At 56.0% G+C, this 22,574-nt stretch carries 20 protein-coding genes; 12 read left to right on the top strand and 8 right to left on the bottom strand.

Features of this window, described 5'->3' with window-relative positions; genetic code table 11:
• Positions 1–9: 9 nt before the first annotated feature.
• Together AC2TCY_RS13340 and AC2TCY_RS13335 are read right to left on the bottom strand one after the other, a co-directional pair.
• Positions 10–867 carry a class I SAM-dependent methyltransferase gene (locus tag AC2TCY_RS13340; RefSeq protein WP_480847967.1) on the bottom strand — a complete coding sequence of 286 codons (858 nt, stop codon included), beginning with the start codon at positions 865–867 and terminating at the stop codon, positions 10–12.
• A 24-nt stretch (positions 868–891) separates the two neighbouring features.
• Positions 892–2,934: an ASKHA domain-containing protein gene (locus AC2TCY_RS13335; RefSeq protein WP_480847965.1), complete on the bottom strand. Its 2,043-nt coding sequence runs from the start codon at positions 2,932–2,934 to the stop codon at positions 892–894.
• 218 nt (positions 2,935–3,152) lie between these two features.
• On the opposite strand from AC2TCY_RS13335, the gene guaB reads away from it, so the two are divergent.
• From guaB to AC2TCY_RS13320, 3 genes are all read left to right on the top strand, one after another.
• Positions 3,153–4,601, top strand: coding sequence for an IMP dehydrogenase (gene guaB / locus AC2TCY_RS13330; protein ID WP_480847964.1), 1,449 nt, complete (start codon positions 3,153–3,155; stop codon positions 4,599–4,601).
• Between the two features lie 72 nt (positions 4,602–4,673).
• Positions 4,674–5,837, top strand: a complete 1,164-nt coding sequence (locus AC2TCY_RS13325) for an RsmB/NOP family class I SAM-dependent RNA methyltransferase (protein ID WP_480847963.1) — start codon at positions 4,674–4,676, stop codon at positions 5,835–5,837.
• 106 nt (positions 5,838–5,943) lie between these two features.
• Complete coding sequence (locus AC2TCY_RS13320) at positions 5,944–8,244, top strand: hybrid sensor histidine kinase/response regulator (protein WP_480847961.1); 2,301 nt, start codon at positions 5,944–5,946, stop codon at positions 8,242–8,244.
• Here the strand turns inward: AC2TCY_RS13320 and AC2TCY_RS13315 are convergent.
• Positions 8,241–8,834, bottom strand: coding sequence for a gamma-glutamyl kinase (locus AC2TCY_RS13315; protein ID WP_480847959.1), 594 nt, complete (start codon positions 8,832–8,834; stop codon positions 8,241–8,243). The two genes, AC2TCY_RS13320 and AC2TCY_RS13315, sit on opposite strands and share 4 nt — an antisense overlap.
• Before the next feature lie 191 nt (positions 8,835–9,025).
• Between AC2TCY_RS13315 and recA the strand changes: the two genes are divergently transcribed.
• The 4 genes from recA (at position 9,026) to AC2TCY_RS13295 (ending at position 14,171) form a co-directional block, all read left to right on the top strand.
• The gene (gene recA, locus AC2TCY_RS13310) at positions 9,026–10,090 is read left to right on the top strand and encodes a recombinase RecA (RefSeq protein ID WP_480847957.1); all 1,065 of its coding nucleotides are present in this window, start codon (positions 9,026–9,028) and stop codon (positions 10,088–10,090) included.
• 177 nt (positions 10,091–10,267) lie between these two features.
• Positions 10,268–12,940 carry an alanine--tRNA ligase gene (gene alaS / locus AC2TCY_RS13305; protein WP_480847956.1) on the top strand — a complete coding sequence of 891 codons (2,673 nt, stop codon included), beginning with the start codon at positions 10,268–10,270 and terminating at the stop codon, positions 12,938–12,940.
• Position 12,941: 1 nt separating this feature from the next.
• Positions 12,942–13,229 (top strand): DUF1330 domain-containing protein, encoded by a 288-nt coding sequence (locus tag AC2TCY_RS13300; protein WP_480847954.1) that lies wholly within the window; start codon positions 12,942–12,944, stop codon positions 13,227–13,229.
• Positions 13,230–13,334: 105 nt separating this feature from the next.
• Positions 13,335–14,171 carry a transglutaminase-like cysteine peptidase gene (locus tag AC2TCY_RS13295; RefSeq protein WP_480847952.1) on the top strand — a complete coding sequence of 279 codons (837 nt, stop codon included), beginning with the start codon at positions 13,335–13,337 and terminating at the stop codon, positions 14,169–14,171.
• 12 nt (positions 14,172–14,183) lie between these two features.
• On the opposite strand, the gene AC2TCY_RS13290 is transcribed toward AC2TCY_RS13295, so the two are convergent.
• The 3 genes from AC2TCY_RS13290 to AC2TCY_RS13280 form a co-directional block, all read right to left on the bottom strand.
• The gene (locus tag AC2TCY_RS13290) at positions 14,184–14,984 is read right to left on the bottom strand and encodes a hypothetical protein (protein WP_480847950.1); all 801 of its coding nucleotides are present in this window, start codon (positions 14,982–14,984) and stop codon (positions 14,184–14,186) included.
• Positions 14,985–15,566: 582 nt separating this feature from the next.
• Complete coding sequence (gene typA, locus AC2TCY_RS13285; RefSeq protein WP_480847948.1) at positions 15,567–17,384, bottom strand: translational GTPase TypA; 1,818 nt, start codon at positions 17,382–17,384, stop codon at positions 15,567–15,569.
• Positions 17,385–17,460: 76 nt separating this feature from the next.
• Complete coding sequence (locus tag AC2TCY_RS13280) at positions 17,461–17,796, bottom strand: DMT family transporter (RefSeq protein WP_480847947.1); 336 nt, start codon at positions 17,794–17,796, stop codon at positions 17,461–17,463.
• A gap of 180 nt (positions 17,797–17,976) precedes the next feature.
• Here AC2TCY_RS13280 and AC2TCY_RS13275 point away from each other — a divergent pair, with 180 nt between their 5' ends.
• Complete coding sequence (locus AC2TCY_RS13275; protein ID WP_480847946.1) at positions 17,977–18,099, top strand: hypothetical protein; 123 nt, start codon at positions 17,977–17,979, stop codon at positions 18,097–18,099.
• 83 nt (positions 18,100–18,182) lie between these two features.
• On the opposite strand, the gene AC2TCY_RS13270 is transcribed toward AC2TCY_RS13275, so the two are convergent.
• Together AC2TCY_RS13270 and AC2TCY_RS13265 are read right to left on the bottom strand one after the other, a co-directional pair.
• The gene (locus AC2TCY_RS13270; protein ID WP_480847944.1) at positions 18,183–18,428 is read right to left on the bottom strand and encodes a hypothetical protein; all 246 of its coding nucleotides are present in this window, start codon (positions 18,426–18,428) and stop codon (positions 18,183–18,185) included.
• Positions 18,428–19,081 (bottom strand): alpha/beta hydrolase, encoded by a 654-nt coding sequence (locus tag AC2TCY_RS13265; protein WP_480847942.1) that lies wholly within the window; start codon positions 19,079–19,081, stop codon positions 18,428–18,430. The genes AC2TCY_RS13270 and AC2TCY_RS13265 overlap by 1 nt, the downstream gene beginning before the upstream one ends.
• A gap of 181 nt (positions 19,082–19,262) precedes the next feature.
• Here AC2TCY_RS13265 and iscR point away from each other — a divergent pair, with 181 nt between their 5' ends.
• The 4 genes from iscR to AC2TCY_RS13245 are packed head-to-tail and all read left to right on the top strand — an operon-like array spanning position 19,263 to position 22,568.
• Complete coding sequence (iscR, locus tag AC2TCY_RS13260) at positions 19,263–19,721, top strand: Fe-S cluster assembly transcriptional regulator IscR (RefSeq protein WP_480847941.1); 459 nt, start codon at positions 19,263–19,265, stop codon at positions 19,719–19,721.
• 60 nt (positions 19,722–19,781) lie between these two features.
• Complete coding sequence (locus AC2TCY_RS13255; protein ID WP_480847939.1) at positions 19,782–20,825, top strand: cysteine desulfurase family protein; 1,044 nt, start codon at positions 19,782–19,784, stop codon at positions 20,823–20,825.
• Positions 20,826–20,841: 16 nt separating this feature from the next.
• Positions 20,842–22,365 carry a Fe-S cluster assembly protein SufB gene (gene sufB / locus AC2TCY_RS13250; RefSeq protein ID WP_480848283.1) on the top strand — a complete coding sequence of 508 codons (1,524 nt, stop codon included), beginning with the start codon at positions 20,842–20,844 and terminating at the stop codon, positions 22,363–22,365.
• A complete protein-coding gene (locus AC2TCY_RS13245) occupies positions 22,365–22,568 on the top strand; it encodes a hypothetical protein (RefSeq protein WP_480847938.1) in 204 nt (67 codons plus the stop codon). Before sufB ends, AC2TCY_RS13245 begins: the two co-directional genes overlap by 1 nt.
• Positions 22,569–22,574: the final 6 nt, after the last annotated feature.

The following is a 22,574-nucleotide window of genomic DNA, read 5'->3' as shown; positions in this document are numbered from 1 at the left end:
CTTTTTCAATCAATCCAAACGCCGCGCTTGATATAGGTTGATGACCGCTGGAATCTTCAGGCTCTGGCCGTTGGCGAAAGGACGGAATTCTTCTGCGACTGTATCTCGAATAGCCCTGACATCCTGAGAAGTTCCATCGAAATACGATATAACTCGGGCTGCGGGGCCGACACGTGTACACAGGGCGGCCGTGTCCAGAATGGAACCAACACCCTCCAAATTAACGGGCACAGCATCTGCTTCGATTTTGGTCAGGCCCGCCCGTGCCATCATTCCGGTGACGTGATCGATGTCATGAAATGCCAATGGCCCGGGCGCAAAACGGTCTACCTTAGGTGGCTGTCCGAGGTGCGAAGTTGCCGCAATATGTGGGATTTTGAACCAGGGATTGTCGGCAAGCGGGCCCCAGGTTGCAAAAGTCATCTGCCCGCCGGGCTTCAACGCGCAAGCCATATTGGCAAACGCGGCGACAGAGTCCTCGAAGAACATCACGCCAAAGCGTGAGATCGCAGCGTCCCGTTCAGCCTCTGCAAACAAATGTGCCTGAGCGTCTGCGTATTGGAATTCGATGTTGCTCAGACCACTTTGGGACGCGCGGGTTTGAGCCCGGTCCAGAAAGGGTTGGGAAATATCAACCGCAAGGACATGGCCGGTTTTGCCGACTTGTTGCGCAGCAGCAATGGCGCTTACACCCGTGCCGCACCCGATATCGAGCACCCGCATACCCGGTTGCAGCTCGGCGCGCTTCAAAAGCAGGTCGAGTACAGGAGACATCAGAAGGTCAAGCTGATCTTCGTAGATTAACCATTTGGCACCTGAGGCCGACTTGCCCCAATACTCGGCTTGCTCGTCGTTTATTGTCTGCATTCGGGCCTCCTTGAATTGGCCCGACTATGACCTTCTGCGACGGCGGCGGCCAGATTTTTCCTCATCTCCACCAGTGTTAAAGCTGGGGTTGGGCAGGGTGACCACCTGCGACAATTCCGGGAACGGGTCGGTCTTGTGCGGGATCGCGTTGGCGGCCACGAAATGGTCCTGAAATTTGGGTTCGATTGCAGTTTCGATCTTGGTGATTTCGCGCACCACGCGCTCGATCTCGGCCCGTGAGCCAATGTTGCACAGGGCTATCCGCGCCCCGGTTCCGGCGGCGTTGCCTGCACTTGAGACCTTGTTCAGAGGTGCGTCCGGGATCATGCCCAGCACCATCGCGTGTTTGGTCGAGATATGGGCGCCGAATGCGCCGGCCAGAACCACGCGATCGACTTTGTCGACCTCCATCTCGTCCATCAGCAGGCGTGCGCCCGCATAAAGCGCTGACTTGGCCAGCTGGATTGCACGGATGTCACCTTGCGTGACTGTGATCCTCGGACCCCCATCTGCACTGGCATCGTGAATCAGATAGGCATGGGTACGCCCTTCCGGGATCGCACGTGCTGTTCCCGTCTGTTCAGCCGAGCCAATCAAACCGCTTTCGTCCAGAAGCCCGGCGATGCGCATCTCGGCTACGGCCTCGATGATGCCCGACCCACAAATCCCGGTAATCCCGGTTGTTGCAACATCCTGATCAAATCCGTCTTCGTCCGACCATTTCTCGGATCCGATGATGCGGAATCGGGGTTCTTTTGTGACAGGGTCGATCTCGATCCGCTCAATGGCGCCGGGCGCGGCGCGTTGGCCGGAACTGATCTGTGCACCCTCAAATGCGGGTCCTGTCGGGGAAGAACAGGCCAAAACGCGTCTGGTGTCGCCCAGCAGAATTTCGGCATTGGTGCCCACGTCCACAATCAGGACCAGATCATTGGACTTGCCGGGCTCTTCGGAAAGGGCCACGGCTGCACAGTCGGCGCCTACATGTCCCGCTATGCACGGTAGAATGTAGACCTGTGCGCGTGGGTTCATGTTGATCAGGTCCATCTCGCGTGCGGGCAGTGAAATGCTTTCAGATGTCGCCAAAGCAAACGGAGCCTGGCCCAGCTCGACCGGGTCCAGACCCAGCAGCAAGTGGTGCATGACGGGGTTACAGACAAAGACCGTCTCGACAATCAACTTGGCGTCGATACCGGCTTCTTCCGCGATCGAGGTCGTCAGATCATTGATCGCCTCGCGCACGGCTTTGGTCATCTCCCGATCTCCGCCGGGGTTCATCATCGAATAGGACACGCGGCTCATCAGGTCTTCGCCAAATCGAATCTGCGGATTCATCAAACCTGAAGACGCCTTTACCTCGCCGGTTTCCAGATCGGTCAGATGGGCGGCAATGGTGGTCGAGCCGAGGTCAATCGCAAGGCCATAGAGGCCGCTTTCATGCAGGCCGGGCCAGATTTCAACGATCCGGGCAACGGTGTCCTTGTGGCCCTTATGCACAGCCACCGTTACTTCCCATTTACCCTTGCGCAGAACAGGTTGCAGCTTGGACATCAGGGAAAGATCAGCTGTTACCGATTCGATGTGCCACTGCTCGCGCAGGGCGCGCTCCAGCCTCTCCAGATCGCCCGTGGGCGAGTGCATGTCGGGTTCTTCCACCACGACAAAATAGAGGCGCGTCGCCGGGTCCATCGTGATCGCGCGCGCAGTGGCCGCCTTACGGACAACCTGCCTGTGAACTTGGCTTTCAGGCGGTACGTCGATCACGATGTCACCTTGAACTGAGGCCTGACAACCCAACCGGCGGCCCGGCTTCAGGCCACGTTTGTCATCATATCGCTGTTCGACTGAGTTCCATTCGCTCAGTGCGTCTTCGTGAGCCGTCACGCCGTGCTTGGGAAACTCGCCATAGCTGGGCGTAATTTGACATTTCGAGCAGATGCCACGCCCTCCGCAGACCGAATCCAAGTCGACGCCCAATTGACGGGCGGCGGCCAATATCGGGGTGCCGACCGGGAAATGCCCGCGTTTACCGGACGGAGTGAAGACGACAAGAGGATCGGTGGTCATGGGTGACATGCCTTTTTGTATTCGCGCGTATCCCGCGCAAGATATGGGTTTGTGCGCAAAGGGAAAGGCCCGTCAGCGGCACGAATTGCACAGCTTGCGTCGTTTTCAACCGCGTCATCGCCCCGCAGGCGGAAACTACTTGAGGTCGGGGGCTTTTCCTTCGGTGCAATCCATGCAATAGGGTCACCGTCAAACGGGCTTTTGCATGGGGTTAACAGATGCAGATTCGTGAGGCACTCACCTTTGACGACGTTCTCTTGGTTCCGGGCGCATCTTCCGTGCTGCCGGCCACTGCGGATACGACCACGCGTGTGACGCGCGAAATCACCATGAACATCCCGTTGCTGAGTTCAGCAATGGACACGGTGACCGAGGCGCGCATGGCCATCGCGATGGCCCAGGCCGGTGGGATCGGCGTTGTTCACAAGAACCTGTCGGTCGAAGAACAGGCACGGGAAATTCGCCGCGTGAAACGGTTTGAATCGGGGATCGTCTACAATCCGGTCACCCTGGCGGCCAATCAGACGCTGGCCGACGCACAGGCGCTGGTCGAACGTTACAATTTCACCGGCTTTCCGGTTGTCGACGCTGACGGGCGAGTTGTCGGCATCGTCACCAACCGCGATATGCGGTTTGCCACGTCGGACGATACGCCGATCAGCGCGATGATGACGTCGGACAATCTGGCCATGTTACAGGAACCCGCCGATCTGGAAGAGGCCAAGAGCCTGATGCGCGCCCGACGGATCGAAAAGCTGTTGGTAGTTGATGGTTCGGGAAAACTGACCGGTCTGCTGACGCTCAAAGATACCGAACAGGCCGTATTGAACCCAACCGCGTGCAAGGACCATCTTGGCCGTTTGCGCGTGGCGGCGGCGACGTCGGTCGGCGATGCAGGTTTTGGCAGGTCCGAGCAACTGGTGGATTCCGGAGTTGACATCATAGTTGTTGATACTGCGCACGGCCATTCGCAGGGGGTTCTTGACGCGGTCAAACGCGTAAAAACATTGTCAAACGAAGTGCAGGTGATCGCAGGCAACGTGGCGACCGGTGAGGCAACCCGCGCCCTGATCGATGCAGGGGCGGACGCGATCAAGGTTGGTATCGGTCCGGGGTCGATCTGCACGACCCGCATGGTCGCCGGTGTGGGTGTGCCCCAGTTGACTGCCATTATGGATTGTTCCTCGGCCGCGGGAGACGTTCCGGTGATCGCTGACGGCGGCATCAAGTTCTCGGGCGATTTCGCCAAGGCCATCGCGGCCGGCGCATCCTGCGCCATGGTCGGTTCGATGATTGCGGGAACGGATGAAAGCCCAGGCGAGGTAATTCTTTATCAGGGCCGTTCGTTCAAATCGTATCGCGGCATGGGCAGCCTGGGTGCCATGGCTCGCGGGTCGGCCGACCGGTACTTCCAGAAAGACGCCGCCAATGACAAGCTGGTTCCTGAAGGGATCGAGGGGCAAGTGCCTTACAAGGGCTCGGCTAGCGCTGTGGTTCACCAGCTGGTTGGCGGATTGCGCGCGGCCATGGGATACACCGGTTGCGCCACGGTCGAAGAGATGCGCCGCAACTGCAACTTCGTGAAAATCACTGGCGCGGGCCTGAAAGAAAGCCACGTGCATGACGTTCAGATCACGCGTGAAAGCCCGAATTACAGGGTAATGTGATTTCAACACCTGTTCACGGCGCCCGGCCTCAAGGCGCCGTCCGGCAGCTGACGCGAAGGATCGGAAACCTCAATGATACCAGCTGCGCGCGTGCAGGCGTCGATAGAAATTCTCGATGACATCCTCGCTGGTGCGCCAGTGGAAAAGGCCCTGACAGGTTGGGCACGCCGCAGCCGGTTTGCGGGTTCCAAAGACCGTGCCGCCATTCGCGATCATGTTTTCGAAGCGTTGCGCCGAAAGCGCTCTTTTGCGGCGTTGGGAGGGGCGGAAACGGGCCGTGGCCTGATGATCGGTCAAACTCGCGCATCAGGGCAGGACCTGTCGATCGTATTTACCGGAACCCGCCATGCGCCTGACCCCGTAACTGATTCTGAGGTTGCACGGAATTTTTCCAGCACTGCCGAACAGCTGGACATCCCGGAATGGCTTTGGCCAGAGTTCGAGCGATCTCTGGGGAATGAGACTGAGGCAGCAGCGATAGCATTGCAAGAGCGCGCGCCGGTTCATTTGCGGGTCAATCTTTCCAAATGCGATTTGGCGCAGGCAATCCAGACACTGGGCCAAGATGAGATAGAAGCCCAGCCGCATTCTGCTTGCGAAACTGCGCTGGAAGTTACGGCAGGGGCCCGGAAAATTGCGCAAAGCCAGGCTTATGCATCGGGTTTGGTCGAGCTTCAGGATGCGGCCAGTCAGGCCATAGTTGCTGCATTGGATTTGCAGCCGGGCATGCGTGTCCTGGACTATTGCGCAGGCGGTGGCGGCAAGGCTTTGGCTCTGGCGGCTCGGAACGAGGGCGTGCGTGTTTTTGCCCATGATGCCAATCCAGGTCGCATGCGTGATCTGCCAGTGCGGGCAGACCGGGCAGGGGCGAAGATCACGGTATTGGCTGGCCGCGAGATCGCGGAGCAAGCGCCATTCGACGTTGTTTTGACGGACGTGCCTTGCTCCGGCAGCGGGTCATGGCGGCGGGCTCCTGCAGGGAAGTGGACCTTGACGCCTGAAGGTTTACAGGCCCTTACAGGTGTTCAATCCGAAATACTGGACGCGGCGGCACCTATGGTCGCGGCTCAGGGTGTGCTGGTCTATGCGACGTGCTCAATGTTGGCTGTGGAAAACGATGCCATCGTCGAGCAATTTGTCCGCAACAACCCGGCTTGGTCGGCTACTTATCGTAAAGCGTGGCGGGTTTCCCACGGAACCGATGGGTTTTACACGGCGCACTTGACGCGAAACTGATCTACTGAAAACAACTAAAAGAAGATTTTTGGCCGCCGAATTCGTTAAGCAGCGGTTAACCATTGTGATCCGATACTCATCGGAAACAATTCACGTTGAGTAGTTGATGTCTGACACCACAGAGAATTTGCCGCCGCCGACGACGGAATCGGGGCACGGTCGCGCGCGCATAATCTCACTGGGTTTAAGTGCCTTATTGCTATGTGCTCTCCCAGTTTTTCGCGTTTTACCCGGCCATTGGAATACTGGCCTGGTCGTTGTCGGCTTGTCATTTCTATCGGTCGCGTTGTTCCAAATTGTCCGCACCATGTTGGCGCTTCGAATAGCAGAACAGAAGAATTCTGTGTTAGCGGCGCTAATCGAACAAGAGGACGACGCCTGTTTCATCACTGACGCCAATGCAAATCTTCAGATCGCCAACGACCAAGCGCGTGCGCGTTTTCAAGCGCAAAAGGGACTCCGGCTCGACGTCACTCTGAGATCACTTTTTGCCAATCCGGCTGCGATACTATTTCGCCTTCAGGCACGAGCCCGGGACAAAGGACATTCCTGTGAAGAGATCGTAACGAGAGGACAAGCAACTACGATCAGCGTCACGAAACTTGAAAACGGTTTGTATTCTTGGCGGATCGGACTGGCGGCAAAAAGGCAATGGAACAGCCCCCTAGTTCCTATCATAACAACCGGGCGCAACGGCACCATCGTGCAGGCCAATGAGGCCGCTCGGCTGCTGCTTGGGCAGGAGGTGACTTCGCTGGAACACGTTATCTCAAGTGAAGTACCCCTAAACGGCGGGATGGCGCGTCTTCATACCGTAGACGGCCCGCAGACCGTGGTTGTGTCGACGCTTCGTGATGGCGGGGTAGACCGTGACCTTTTGCTGGTGCCGGTCAAAGGTGCCCGGCCCGAGGTTGGGGCGAAGTCTTTTGCTGATCTGCCTGTACCGATCATGCGCCTTTCCCCAGAGGGAGAAATCCTTGAAACAAACCGCCTTGCAGCTCGCCTGGTCGGAGAGTTGGGACCCGAAAGAGCAAATATAGAAGACATCATGCAGGGGCTGGGTCACCCGATTGGGGAGTGGCTAGTTCGCACGGCTGAACAGGATTTGCCCCCGCATTCGGAATTTTTACGACTCTCACGCGATGATAAAGAGGTTTTTGTCCAGGTCACTCTGTCCAGAGTGTTCTGGGATGGGAAGATTTGCCTGATCGCCGTTTTGAATGATGCGACCGAACTTAAGACTCTGGAAGCTCAGTTTGTACAAGGACAGAAAATGCAAGCCGTCGGGCAATTGGCTGGTGGTGTTGCGCATGACTTCAACAATCTATTGACGGCAATCTCGGGCCACTGTGATCTTCTGTTGCTGCGTCACGATCAGAATGATCCGAATTACGGGGACCTGGTCCAGATCAATCAGAACGCCAATCGGGCTGCGGCGCTTGTCAGCCAGTTATTAGCATTTTCCCGAAAACAAACGCTTAGGCCAGAAGTGCTGGATCTGAGGGATACAATCTCGGACCTCATCCATTTACTGAACCGTCTGGTTGGGGAAAAGGTACGACTGACACTCAGCCATGATCCGGTGCTCAAGCCGGTCAAGGCAGACAAGCGGCAACTTGAGCAGGTTCTGATGAATCTCGTCGTCAATGCCCGCGATGCAATGCCCGAAGGTGGTGAGATTAGGATTGAAACCGAAGTCACCACATTGGATCAGCCCTTGGCGAGAGATCGCGCAACGGTGCAACCCGGCGAATACGTAACGGTAAAGGTGATCGACAGCGGGGTGGGCATACCTGCAGATAAACTGCAGAAAGTGTTCGAACCCTTTTATACCACCAAGCGCACCGGAGAAGGGACTGGTCTGGGCCTTTCCACGGTTTATGGGATCGTAAAGCAAACCGGTGGATTCATTTTTGTCGACAGTGTTCTGTGTCACGGTACTGAGTTCACGGTATTCCTGCCTGTGTGCTCTATTGCAGAAACGATTGAACCCGAGGCCGTCGTTGCCCTCCCTGAGCAGGGGGCGCAACAGGGTGAAGGCGTAGTGCTGCTGGTTGAAGATGAGGCACCGGTGCGCGCTTTTGCCACCAGGGCTTTGCGATTGAAAGGCTACACAGTTCTTGAAGCGGATTCGGCCGAGGCGGCGTTGAACCTGCTGGAAGATCGCACATTGTCTGTCGACGTGTTCGTTACGGATGTGGTTATGCCCGGCATGGATGGCCCCACTTGGGTACGTGAAGCCTTAAAGACACGTCCCGACGTCCGTGTGGTGTTTATGTCCGGCTACACCGAAGGCGCATTTAATGACTCTGGTTCTGAAATCGAAAATTCGACATTCCTGCCGAAACCATTCTCGCTCACACAGTTAACCGAAGCAGTTTTTCAACAGCTTAACTGTGGGATTTAGCGCGCCGATGCGTGCAAGGCGAAGTCGTCAGAGAATTTCCGGCGATATTTCGCATAGATTTCATCGGACAAGTCTAGGGTCCGCATTGGTGACACATTTTCCGAAGGTAGGTGAATCTCACAGTTGAGGCGGTTTTGCAGGAATTCCAGTATCGCTGATTGGTTCTCGTATTTGAAAACATGTGCCGCCCCGGCGCCGTTGCTCCGAGTGCGAAAAAAATCAGACTGACAGCCGACATCGGCGAAGGCAGGAGGAGGGTTTTGCAAATATGCCTGAACGAACGCATTGAAACTGAGGTTTTGGGTCGAGTTGTCATAGCCGTCCAATTCTGGGCGGCCCCGGTACCTGTACCAGCTGCCCAGCCAGTCGACCGGTTCGCGTACAACGGCCATGATCTCCATTTCGGTATCGAACATCTTCTGAAAGATGTTCTGGAAAAACCGATCGAAACGACGAACAGACGCGTGCTTTAATTCCGGAGGGCCGGAAACGACCAGATCGGCGCGGTCCCGCAGGGCTGTCAGGTATGCCGAGCTGCCAGTTTTGGGAACGGACAAAAGCGCCAGACGCTCTTTGTAGAAAACAAGCATTTTTCCCTTTGCCTTCAATGCTTTTGAATTTTCAGATTGTCGTAAACGACTCCTTAACACAATTGGAGAACAGTAAGAATTGTAAGTTTTTGTTGAAATGTTCTCTTTTTGATCTCATAAGGAACAAGAGGCGAACAAAGCAGCGATTGCCGCCCGATCAAGGGTGTGACAAAAGGGAAGGCGACAGGACAATGGCGGATCTTCTGACGATGAGCGACAAGAAAAACGCAGATAAGCAAAAGGCGCTCGACAGCGCGCTGGCCCAGATTGAACGACAGTTTGGCAAAGGCTCGATCATGAAGCTTGGCGACGATACCAAGCAGGAGATCGAAGCAAGTTCGACCGGATCTTTGGGATTGGATATCGCGCTGGGTATTGGCGGTTTGCCGATGGGGCGAATTGTTGAGATTTATGGACCTGAAAGCTCCGGTAAAACGACGCTGACCCTGCATTGTATTGCCGAGCAGCAAAAACGTGGCGGTGTGTGTGCGTTCGTTGACGCGGAACATGCGCTTGACCCGCAATATGCTCGTAAACTGGGTGTCGACCTCGATGAGTTGCTGATTTCGCAACCCGACACTGGTGAACAGGCGCTTGAGATTACCGATACACTGGTGCGTTCGGGGGCGGTTAACATGGTTGTGGTCGACTCGGTTGCGGCTCTGACGCCAAAATCCGAGCTGGAGGGTGACATGGGCGACAGCAATGTCGGCGTTCAGGCCCGTTTGATGAGCCAGGCGATGCGCAAGTTGACCGGCTCGATCAGCCGCAGCAACTGTATGGTCATCTTCATTAACCAGATTCGGATGAAGATCGGCGTGATGTTCGGCAGCCCTGAAACCACGACCGGTGGTAATGCGCTGAAGTTCTATAGCTCGGTTCGTTTGGACATTCGCCGGATCGGTGCGATCAAGGACCGCGATGAGGTGGTTGGTAACCAGACCCGCGTAAAGGTCGTCAAGAACAAGGTGGCGCCGCCGTTCAAGCAGGTGGAATTCGACATCATGTATGGTGAAGGCATCAGCAAAATGGGCGAATTGCTGGATCTGGGCGTCAAGGCCGGGGTGGTTGAAAAGTCAGGCTCTTGGTTCAGTTATGGGGATGAGCGGATCGGGCAGGGGCGCGAGAACGCCAAGCAATACCTGCGTGATAACAGCCGTATCGCATTGGATATTGAGGATAAGATTCGCGCAGCGCACGGGTTGGATTTTGAAATGCCTCCTCAGGCGGATGAGGATGATATCTTAGAAGCCTAGCAATTGGTTATGTGAAGCATAGAAGCTGCGGTTACTCCGCAGGCGTCGTGAATGCCTTGAACAAGGCGGTCCAGTAGGGCCGCCTTGTTTTGTTCCGGTGTGCCAATCCTGTGGACACTCCCGGGGCACGGGGCTAAACCTGCGCAGAACATGATGATTGCGCGCTGAGAGAGCCCTATGCAAACGCTGAACGATATCCGCTCAACCTTTCTGAACTACTTTGCCAAGCAGGGTCACGAAGTGGTCGCGTCCAGTCCGTTGGTGCCGCGCAATGATCCGACGCTGATGTTCGTGAACTCGGGCATGGTGCAGTTCAAGAACCTGTTCACCGGCGTTGAGACCCGTGACTACCAACGTGCCACAACAGCGCAGAAATGCGTACGCGCTGGTGGCAAGCACAACGATCTGGACAATGTGGGTTACACAGCGCGCCACCATACGTTTTTCGAAATGCTGGGGAACTTCTCGTTCGGCGATTATTTCAAGCCCGAGGCGATTCCGTTCGCATGGGAGCTGATCACCAAGGAATTCGGCATCGACAAGAACCGTCTGCTGGCGACGGTCTATCACACCGATGATGAGGCGTTTGATATCTGGAAAAAGGTGGGCATCCCAGAAGATCGGATCATTCGCATCGCCACCAACGACAATTTTTGGCAGATGGGTCCGACAGGACCGTGCGGACCGTGCACCGAAATTTTCTACGATCATGGCGATCATATCTGGGGTGGTCCTCCGGGATCAGCCGAGGAAGATGGTGATCGGTTCATCGAGATCTGGAACATCGTTTTCATGCAGAACGAACAGTTCGAGGACGGCTCGATGGTCGAACTCGACATGCAGTCGATCGACACCGGAATGGGGCTGGAGCGGATCGGTGCGCTTCTGCAAGGTAGCCACGACAATTATGACACCGACCTGTTCAAGACGCTTATCGAGGCTTCGGCAGATGCAACTGGCGTCGATCCTTACGGGGATCAGAATGTGCATCATAGGGTGATCGCGGATCACCTGCGATCAACCTCTTTCCTTATTGCCGATGGTGTGATGCCGTCGAATGACGGGCGCGGCTACGTACTGCGCAGGATCATGCGGCGCGCCATGCGCCACGCCCATTTGCTGGGCGCCAAGGATCCGGTCATGTACCGTCTGGTACCAACTTTGGTACAGTTAATGGGGGCTCAGTATTCTGAACTGGGTCAGGCGCAGCCGCTGATCGAAGAGACTTTGCTGCTGGAAGAAACCCGGTTCAAGCAGACACTGGATCGTGGTCTCAAGCTGTTGGACGACGAAGTTTCTGGTTTGCGCGAGGGAGAGCCTTTGCCGGGTGACGCGGCGTTCAAACTGTATGATACGTACGGGTTCCCGCTGGACCTGACACAAGATGCGTTGCGGGAAAAGGGTCGGACCGTGGATACGGATGGCTTCGATTCCGCGATGGCGGAACAGAAAGCCAAGGCACGCGCTGCCTGGGCAGGGTCGGGCGAGGCCGCGGATCAGGCGGTGTGGTTTGACGTTCTGGATATTGCGGGTGCTACGGACTTCCTGGGATACGACACGGAAAAGGCCGAAGGTCAGGTGGCCGCGCTTGTTGTCGACGGTGCTCTGGTCGACGAGATCGAGCAGGGTGGCAATGGTTGGGTGATCGTGAACCAAACGCCGTTTTATGGTGAAGCAGGTGGTCAAATCGGCGATACCGGCAAGATCCGCCGCCTTGAAGACCGCGATCACGTGTCCCGGGTTGAGGACACACGGAAACATGCAGATGGCAAGATTTACGCCCACAAGGTAACAGTGGATCAAGGAACGATCTCCAAGGGTGACGCGGTCGAACTTGAGGTCGACCATGCTCGGCGCACCGCCATTCGTGCCAACCATTCGGCCACGCACCTGCTGCACGAAGCCTTGCGCGAGACACTCGGAGATCACGTTGCACAGCGTGGCTCGCTGAATGCGGCAGATCGGTTGCGTTTCGATTTCAGCCATTCCAAAGCACTTACGCTTGAAGAGGTGCAGAAAGTTGAACGCGAGGTGAATGACTTCATCCGTCAGAATTCAGCGGTCGAGACGAGGGTCATGACTCCGGATGACGCCCGTGAATTGGGCGCTCAGGCGTTGTTCGGTGAAAAGTATGGTGACGAGGTACGTGTCGTTTCGATGGGTAAAGCAGCCACCGGCAAAGGTCACGATGGTGACACTTGGTCGATCGAATTGTGTGGTGGCACCCATGTGCGACAAACCGGCGATATTGGAACGTTTGTTGTTCTCGGCGACAGCGCAAGCAGCGCGGGAGTACGTCGGATTGAGGCCCTGACCGGAGACGAGGCATTCCGTTACCTGTCCGCACAGGATCATCGTCTGGCCCAAATCGCGCTTGAACTGAAAGCACAGCCCAATGATGTCGTGGACCGGGTCAAATCCTTGCTGGATGAACGTAAGGCTTTGCAGAACGAAGTGGCGCAGTTGCGTCGGGATCTGGCCATGGCCGGCGGCGCTGGTCAGGGCGGCGGCACCGAAGCGCGAGAAGTCAATGGAACGAAATTCCTGGCACAGTCGTTGACCGGTGTATCCGGTAAGGACCTTCCTTCCTTGATTGACGAGCATAAGGCGCGGCTGGGGTCCGGTGCCGTATTGCTGATTGCAGATACAGGCGGCAAAGCAGCGGTTGCAGCAGGTGTGACCGCAGATTTGACGGACCAAGTGTCCGCCGTGGATCTGGTCAAAGCGGCCGTATCCGAATTGGGAGGAAAGGGCGGTGGTGGTCGTCCGGATATGGCGCAGGGTGGGGGCAAGGATGCCTCGAACTCTGACGCAGCTATAAAAGCGGCCGAAAAGGTATTGGGAGGATAAGATGCCTGCACTCTGGATTGCACACGTCACGGTGACGGATGCCGACGCCTATGGGAAATACGCTGAGCTGGCCGGACCGGCGCTTGCAAAGCATGGTGGTGAGTTCATCGCCCGCGCAGCGAGATATGTTCAGTTGGAAGGGAAAGAGCGGCCCCGGAATGTCGTCGCCCGGTTCCCGTCTCTCGAAGCAGCGGTAGAGTGCTATAACTCGCCTGAGTATCAAGAAGCGCTCGATCATGCTCGTGGCGCGAGCGAACGAGAACTCGTTGTCGTCGAGATAACGGATTGAATTATAGGGCTTCCTGACGCTTCATACCTGTGTGTCAAGAAGCACCCTATTTATTGAAATTCCGCGTCCCGTATTAAGCGGTTTGTTCCCGGATCCGGTCTTTATTTGACCCGTCAGTTCAGCGCGGGTCTTCAATTGTGGCCGCGACTGCCACTTTGTTGCGCTGAAATCGTCAAAAAGAAATACGAATTTCTGCCGCTTTTCCCCCTCAGATTGACCTTCGATTGCTTTGCCGTCTCCGTTTCCATAGATTATGGGAACGGAATATGGATGCACACAAAAGTAATCGCTCGGATGGTATTGGATCGAGGGATGGCCATGAAAGTGTTTTGTTCCAAATTATTTACGAGTTCAAAAGGTTCACCTGAAAGATTGAAGTCAGTCGGAGCTGCTATCGCTCTGGCAATTGGTGTGCTGTTGTTTGGCGCGAAACTCTCAATTGCAGAATCTGCGTTTATCCCCACGTCGGCGGTTTCTCCGCCGCCATCGGGCGCGCAAAGATTGTGCGCGCAATACTCATGGGCGTGTGCGACCAAGCAATCGATTCAGATGTCCAGTACTCAGGAAATGAAGCTGGTCAAAAGTATCAACCGAAAGGTAAATTCCAGTACACGGTCAGTGACCGATCAGTCGCAATACCGGACTCGCGAGTTTTGGGCGCTTCCGACGTCTCGGGGTGGGGACTGTGAGGATTTTGCTCTGCTGAAAAAGCGCGACCTGATTAGGGCAGGGTTAGACCCAAGCAAATTACTGATTGCAACGGTGTTGGACACTCGCCGCAATTCCCATGCCGTTCTGGTCTATCGGTCGAGCCGAGGTGACTTAGTTCTAGATAACCTTACGAACCGGGTTAAGCCGTGGGCGGCGACGCGGTATCTGTTTTTGAGAATGCAAAACCCAAAGCAGCCCAAAGGTTGGATCGGCGTCTACGCAAGCAGTTGAGGCCAGAAGGGGCTACAGTATTAGAACCAAATGATGGGCGATGAATTCATCGCCCATTGTGTTTTTCAGCTTCAGGCCTGAAGAGTTATCTTTTTTCTCTACTTTCGCGACCTTTGCCCTTGTGTCCGTCACCCTTGTGTCCGTCACCTTTGGGACCATTGCCCTTGTGTCCGTCACCTTTGGGACCTTTGCCCTTGTGTCCGTCACCTTTGGGACCTTTGCCCTTGTGTCCGTCACCCTTGGGACCTTTTCCCTTGTGTCCGTCACCCTTGGGGCCTTTGCCTTTGTGGCCGCCACCTTTATGGCCTTTGCCTTTAGGCCCATCGTCTTCAGGCCCATCATCTTCTGGTCCGTCGTCTTCAGGCCCATCGTCTTCAGGCCCATCATCTTCAGGCCCATCATCTTCTGGCCCATCATCTTCAGGCCCATCATCTTCTGGCCCATCATCTTCAGGCCCATCATCTTCAGGCCCATCATCTTCAGGCCCATCATCTTCTGGCCCATCATCTTCTGGCCCATCATCTTCAGGCCCATCATCTTCTGGCCCATCATCTTCTGGCCCATCGTCTTCTGGCCCATCGTCTTCAGGCCCATCGTCTTCAGGCCCATCGTCTTCTGGCCCATCGTCTTCTGGCCCGTCGTCTTCCGGTCCGTCGTCTTCCGGCCCGTCGTCTTCTGGCCCGTCGTTTTCTGGTCCGTCGCCTTTTGGTCCGTCGTCTTCAGGATCATCACCTTTAGGATCGTCGCCTTCGGGTTCTTCACCATCTGGTCCGCTGTCTGTGCCTGGGTCGGTTCCCGTAGGAGTCTCGCCATCACGCCCGTCGCCGCTTCGCCTTGGATTGCCGATGGTTGATGCTGTCGGGAAGTCTGTGAGAACAGCCGCAAATCTTGGGCAATCTAGGAGCGTACGTTGAAGTATCTCCTCGAAATCTGCGCGTCGATGGATGTAGCGCAACATGCGAGAACTGACGACATCACACGCACATAGTGTATTGGAAGACACAGATTGCCTTGCGGTTTTGACGGTACACATGTCCGACGCACTGGCTGCCCCGGTGGAAAGTACTGGTAACGAAACCGAAACAAAAACAAACGAAAGTAACTTTGATCTCATGCGCATAGCGCACCTCCTCAGAACTCGTAACCCTTAGCAACCACTGGAACTTGTGGCGCCACATTCTTGACACAAATACCGCTAAATGATGCCTTGTTTACAGAGGGATTAGAACCGTCATTTCCCGTGAAAGCGCACTTTAAAGTAGAAATTCGGGCAATAACAAAGAGAAAGCCCGGGCATATGCCGGGCTTTCAATGCCTTACTATTTTTCGGAGTGATTTAAAAATGTCACAGAAGTGCCATTGTTTCCAAATCAGGATGTAAAAAGGCGCTCTGCGTCACGCAGATTTAGCCATCCGCTTGCGTTCATGTGGGTCAAGAAAGCGCTTGCGGAGACGAATTGCGTTCGGCGTTACTTCGACCAGTTCATCGTCGTCGATATAAGCAATCGCCTCTTCCAGTGAGAACTGAATATGAGGCGTCAGGCGCACAGCATCGTCCGAGCCACTGGCCCGTACGTTCGTCAGTTTTTTGCCTTTAAGAGGATTCACTTCGAGATCGTTGTCACGTGAATGCTCTCCGATAACCATGCCTTGGTAGATGTCGGTTTGCGGGGCAACGAACATGCGGCCGCGCTCTTCCAAGTTCCACAGGGCGTAAGCCACGGCCTGGCCGTTCTCCATCGAGATCAGAACTCCGGCACGACGACCTGGGATCGGACCCTTGTGCGGGGCCCAGCCGTGGAACACGCGGTTCAGAACGCCGGTGCCCCGTGTGTCGGTCAGGAATTCGCCGTGATAACCGATCAGGCCGCGTGATGGGACATGCGCGATGATGCGTGTTTTGCCTGCGCCGGCGGGGCGCATCTCAGCCAGTTCACCCTTGCGCGCTCCGGTAATTTTTTCGATCACCGAACCGGAATATTCATCGTCCACGTCGATGGTGACTTCTTCGATGGGCTCCAGACGCTGACCATCTTCTTCACGGAACAGAACCTGCGGACGCGAGATGCTGAGTTCGAACCCTTCGCGTCGCATGTTCTCAATCAGAACGCCCATTTGCAATTCGCCGCGGCCAGCGACCTCGAAGGCCTCGCCGCCTGGGGTGTCGGAGATGCGGATGGCGACGTTCGACTCGGCTTCCTTCATCAGACGGTCGCGAATCACGCGGGATTGAACCTTTTTGCCGTCGCGCCCAGCCAGCGGAGAGTCGTTGATGCCGAAGGTGACAGTGATGGTGGGCGGGTCGATCGGCTGAGCGGGCAGGGCTTCGTCTACCTGAGGCGAAACGAGCGAGTCTGCCACGGTGGCTTTGCTCATCCCGGCGATGGTGACGATGTCGCCTGCTTCGGCCACGTCAATGGGTTGCTGACCCAGACCGCGGAAGGCCAGGATCTTGGAGGCGCGGAAGTTTTCGATCAGCGCGCCGTCGCGGCTAAGTGCTTTCAGGGTGTCGCCGGCTTTCAGAGTACCGCTTTCGACGCGGCCGGTCAGAATGCGGCCGATAAACGGGTCGCTACCCAGAGTCGTGGCCAACATTCGAAACGGTTCGTCCTTTTTCTCGGCCTGCTTTGGCGAGGGGACGTGATCAACGATCAGGTCGAACAGTGCGCTCAGATCCTTGCGGGGTCCGTCCAGCTCCATATCGGCCCAGCCCGAACGGCCCGAGGCGTACATGGCAGGGAAATCCAACTGATCATCATCCGCGCCGAGGTTGGCAAACAGATCGAAGCACTCGTCCAAGGCCCGGTCGGGTTCGGCGTCCGGCTTATCGACCTTGTTCAAAACCACGATGGGTCGCAGGCCCAAGGCCAGCGCCTTGGACGTCACGAATTTGGTCTGTGGCATCGGGCCTTCGGCCGCGTCGACCAACAAGACAACACCATCAACCATGCTGAGGATCCGTTCGACTTCGCCGCCGAAATCGGCGTGGCCGGGGGTGTCGACGATGTTGATACGTGTATCTTTCCACTCGACCGAAGTCGCTTTGGCCAAGATGGTGATGCCGCGTTCACGCTCCAGATCGTTGCTGTCCATGGCGCGTTCCGCCACGGCCTGATTTTCCCGGAACGCGCCGGATTGCTTAAGCAGCTCATCAACCAGGGTCGTCTTGCCGTGGTCCACGTGAGCGATGATTGCGATATTGCGCAGTTCCATGAGAGGTCAGCCTTTGAACGGGAAGTTGCCGCGCGCATAGCGCGGCTTGGGCAAAGTTACCAGCCCTAACGCGCTATCAATGCCCGGCCGTGCTGGAAAACAAGTGAATGACGAGGATACCGCCCAGAATCAACGCCAGTCCAAGGATCGCTGGCCAGTCCAGTTTCTGACCAAAAACAAAGAACCCAATCAGGGCGATCATAGCGATGCCCAGCCCGGACCAGATCGCGTAAACGATACCAACGGGCATCACCTTGAGCGTCAGAGACAATAGGAAAAACGCGAAACCGTATCCCACAATGACCAGCGCAGAGGGCCAGAAGCGTGTGAACTGCTGACTGGCCTGAAGGGCGGTTGTTCCGATGGTTTCAGCGGCAACGGCCAATAAGAGGATCAGGTAGATCTTAGGCACGGGATTTCTCGCAGATGATTTGACGGTTTGGTTGACCACATAATTGGGGTTTTCGGCAAGTGAATTCCTACCTGCAATCAGAACGAGAGTGACTCGAAGGTCAGGTAAACCCGACTATTCGGTTTACGGAGTATCGTGGTAACGTCACAGTGTTTATTAGTGTTTTTTTATGAGTTTGGAATGACGACATTTGCAAAATCCGTCATCATCATATCGTTTTTGATCGTGGCGCTGGGGTGGCTTGCAGACGGGGGGTCCGTCGACAAAGATGCAGCCATATTTGTTGAGCGGTTTTCGGGTTGATACAGTTTAAGCGCTAATCGCATACGATAGTGAAAAAGGAGCTCTCGGGCTCCTTTTTTGTTTTTCTTTGGCCCTCAGGGAAGCTATTGCTTTTCAATTGCCTTGAGCTTCGAACGATGCTCGGACAGTCTTTTGACCACGAACTGCCGGGCTTTTCGCTCAGCAAGCCGGACCCGAATTTCGGTCAAATATGCCTCTTCCAGGGACTGTGAAGCAGCACCCAGGACCTCCCCAACCTCGACAAAGAATCGATCTTCGCCGGTTTCATCCATCACCTTCATTGTGTCTTCAGCCAGTCTGGCCGCGAGGGTAGAAATCGTGTCGGACATTACCGGGTGTTCTCGGTCAGGCGGCGCTTTACGTAGTCCGTCACGTCGGTCATCAGCGTGTCCATGTGGCGGTCCTGGAAAAAGTGGTCAGCGCCTTCGACTTCGTTGTGGGTGATCGTTATGCCTTTTTGTTCGTGCAACTTGCCCACCAGCGTTGTTGTGTCCGCCGGCGGTGCCACGCGGTCGGCCGAGCCGTTGATGATCAAACCCGAGGACGGGCAGGGCGCCAAGAAAGAAAAGTCATACATGTTTGCGGGTGGCGAAACGCTGATGAACCCGGTGATTTCCGGGCGGCGCATCAACAACTGCATGCCGATCCATGCGCCAAACGAGAAACCTGCGACCCAGCAGTGTTTCGAGTTGTTGTTCATTGATTGCAGGTAATCAAGCGCCGAAGCCGCATCGCTCAGCTCACCGATACCCTGATCATATTCGCCTTGACTGCGGCCAACGCCGCGGAAGTTGAACCGCAACACGGTGAAGCCCATGTTGTAAAAGGCATAGTGCAGGTTGTAGACCACCTTGTTGTTCATGGTCCCGCCGAATTGAGGATGCGGGTGCAGCACGATAGCGATCGGTGCGTCTTTTTCCTTTTGCGGGTGGTAGCGGCCTTCCAGGCGGCCTTCGGGTCCGGGAAAAATCACCTCGGGCATGTGTGCTTTGGTCCTGTCTTTTTACCGTGTCGGCGCCCAGAAATACTTGACGATATTCGTCAGGCACCTTAGAACGGTTCTAATTACATTTGGGCCGCGTAAAATACGCTGCCAGTGGGAGATACGCACTGGCTGCGGCGGCGTCAATGATTTCGCGCTATTCTTGCCACGAGGGAATACAATGAAGCTGTCAACCAAGGGCCGATATGCAATGGTTGCGCTTGCAGACATTGCGCTGCAACCAGTCGACCAGCTCGTGACGCTTGCTGAAATATCCGAGCGGCAAGACATCTCGCTTCCGTATCTGGAGCAGCTGTTCGTCAAATTACGCCGTGCGGAGTTGGTCGCGTCGGTTCGTGGGCCAGGTGGCGGCTATAGGTTGGCCCGTCCGGCATCGGATATTCGTGTGGTTCAGGTTCTTGCCGCGGTAGATGAAACTGTCGATGCGCTGCAAAAAGGCGCGGGGGCGTCCGGTGCGTCTTCTGGTAGCAGGGCGCAGTCGCTGACCAACCGGCTGTGGGAAGGTTTGAGCGCTCAAGTCTATGTGTTTCTGCACCAAACTCGCCTATCGGATGTCATTCAAAATGATCTGGCGCCGTGTCCTGCCGTACCTAGCCTGTTCTCCGTCGTGGACGACTGACGGAATGTCATGTAGTTCCACGTCCCAAGACACCAAAAGCCCGTTTGAAAAGATGTATCCATGAAACGTATTTATCTGGATCATAATGCGACGACCTTGCTTCGGCCTGAGGCGCGCGCTGCCATGGTTGCGGCGATGGATGCTGCCGGAAACCCGTCTTCGGTTCACGCCGAAGGCCGGGCTGCTAAAGCGTTGGTCGAAAGGGCGCGCGCTCAGGTCGCGGCAGCTTTCGGCGCGGACGGTGCCGATGTTGTTTTCACGTCTGGCGCAACGGAAGGTGCTGCGCTGGCCCTCGCGGGGCGTGGGTTGAAGGGTGCCGCGGTTGAACATGACGCAGTTCGCGCCTGGACAGATGACAGCCTGCCCGTTTCAGGCTCTGGCCAAGTCGAAGTATCCAACCCTGAGTCTTCGACGCTGCAACTGGCTAACTCCGAAACAGGTATTGTTCAGACCTTGCCGGTCGGGCTCGCCGTGACGGATGCGACCCAGGCATTTGGTAAACTACCGGTCGCGTTCAACTGGCTGGGCGCAAAGATGGCTTTGATCTCGGCTCACAAACTGGGGGGGCCCAAGGGCATAGGCGCTGTGGTTATGAACCGCGGTACAGATCTACCTGCCCAAATCAAGGGAGGTGGCCAAGAGATGGGCCGCCGCTCGGGTACCGAAAATGTCATTGGAATAGCGGGTTTCGGGGCTGCTGCTGAAGCTGCGGCGCGTGATTTGGCGAATGGCGTCTGGGAAAAAGTTGCCGAACTTAGAAATATTCTAGAAAACGCTCTTGAGGCCGGCTCTAAATCTACTATTTTTGTCGGGAAAGATCAGGAGCGACTCCCGAATACTCTGTGTTTTGCCACCCCGGGTTGGAAAGGCGAGACACAGGTCATGCAGATGGATTTGTCCGGTTTTGCGATCAGCGCCGGGTCTGCCTGTTCCAGCGGCAAAGTACGTGCCAGTACGGTTCTGACGGCCATGGGTTACGACGAGCTGACGGCAGCGAGCGCGATCCGCGTATCGCTTGGACCGGAGACGACTGAAGAAGATGTGCTGCGTTTCGCCGAAACGTGGCTTGAAAAAGAGAAAAAGCATCATGCGCGTGCCGCGTGATCGGACGGAGGATGTCATGGCCGCTTTGGACCAGACTCAGGTAAAAGAAGGCGTCGATCAGGACACCGTGGATGCGGTGCGCGAGGTCGGAGGCGCCTACAAATATGGTTGGGAAACCGATATCGAGATGGAATACGCCCCTAAGGGGCTGACACCGGATATCGTCCGGCTGATCTCGGAAAAGAACGAAGAGCCTGAGTGGATGACCGAATGGCGGCTGCAAGCGTACGAGCGCTGGCTGCAAAAGGATGAGCCCGAATGGGCGATGATCGACTACCCCGAGATCGATTTTCAGGACCAGTATTACTATGCCCGGCCTAAGTCGATGGAGGTCAAGCCCAAGTCTCTGGATGAAGTCGACCCCAAACTGCTTGCCACATACGAAAAGCTTGGTATCCCGCTGAAAGAGCAGATGATTCTGGCAGGCGTCGAGGGCGCGGAAGCGGCACCAGCCGAGGGTCGTAAGGTTGCCGTGGACGCGGTGTTCGACTCGGTTTCGGTCGGCACCACCTTCCAGGCCGAACTTAAAAAGGCCGGGGTAATCTTCTGCTCGATCTCCGAGGCCATTCGCGAGCATCCAGAACTGGTCAAGAAATACCTGGGTTCGGTCGTGCCGGTGTCTGACAATTTCTACGCTACATTGAATTCAGCCGTGTTCTCGGATGGCTCGTTTGTCTATGTGCCGCCCGGTGTGCGCTGCCCGATGGAGCTGTCGACCTATTTCCGGATCAACGCTGAAAACACCGGTCAATTCGAACGCACATTGATCATCGCCGACAAAGGCTCTTACGTGTCCTATCTTGAGGGCTGCACCGCACCTGCACGTGACATCGCGCAGTTGCATGCCGCTGTGGTCGAGATCATCGTCGAGGAAGACGCCGAGGTGAAGTATTCCACCGTCCAGAACTGGTATCCGGGCGATGAGAACGGCAAGGGTGGCATCTACAACTTTGTCACCAAACGCGCCGATTGCCGGGGTGACCGGGCCAAGGTGATGTGGACGCAGGTTGAAACCGGCTCGGCCGTGACGTGGAAATACCCGTCATGCATCCTGCGCGGTGATGACAGCCAGGGTGAATTTTATTCAATCGCCATCACTAACAATATGCAGCAGGCCGATACCGGCACCAAAATGGTTCACTTGGGCAAGAACACCAAATCACGGATCGTGTCCAAAGGGATCAGCGCGGGTAAAGCGCAGAACACCTATCGCGGTCTTGTGTCGATGCATCCCAAGGCTAAGAACTCGCGTAACTACACGCAGTGCGACAGTTTGTTGATCGGTGATAAATGCGGCGCACATACAGTGCCTTACATTGAAGTTCGCAATAATTCTTCACGCGTCGAGCACGAGGCGACAACCTCGAAGGTGGATGACGATCAGCTGTTCTATTGCCGCCAGCGTGGAATGGACGAAGAAGAGGCCGTCGCCCTTGTGGTTAACGGCTTCTGCAAAGACGTCTTGCAGGCCTTGCCGATGGAGTTCGCGATGGAAGCGCAGCAACTTGTGGCGATCTCACTGGAAGGCTCGGTCGGTTGATGGCTCGTACGCCGCGCAAACGCATCCAACGGGATGATGTGTTGACCGTTCTGGGATATGCGCTTCCGGTTCTGGGCGGGTTGTTGGGCGTGGCCTACGTAAACACCAACTACATGGAATTTATCAACCCGGTCTGGGCGGTTGGTGGAGGGGCCATCCTTGGTTGGATAGCCGCCCGCGTGATCCGCAAGATACTGGGATAAGAATAC

The organism is Ruegeria sp. HKCCD7181 (genome assembly GCF_057221055.1).
The sequence above is the reverse complement of the archived record's forward strand: the minus strand, read 5'-3'. Positions and strand labels throughout refer to the sequence as shown.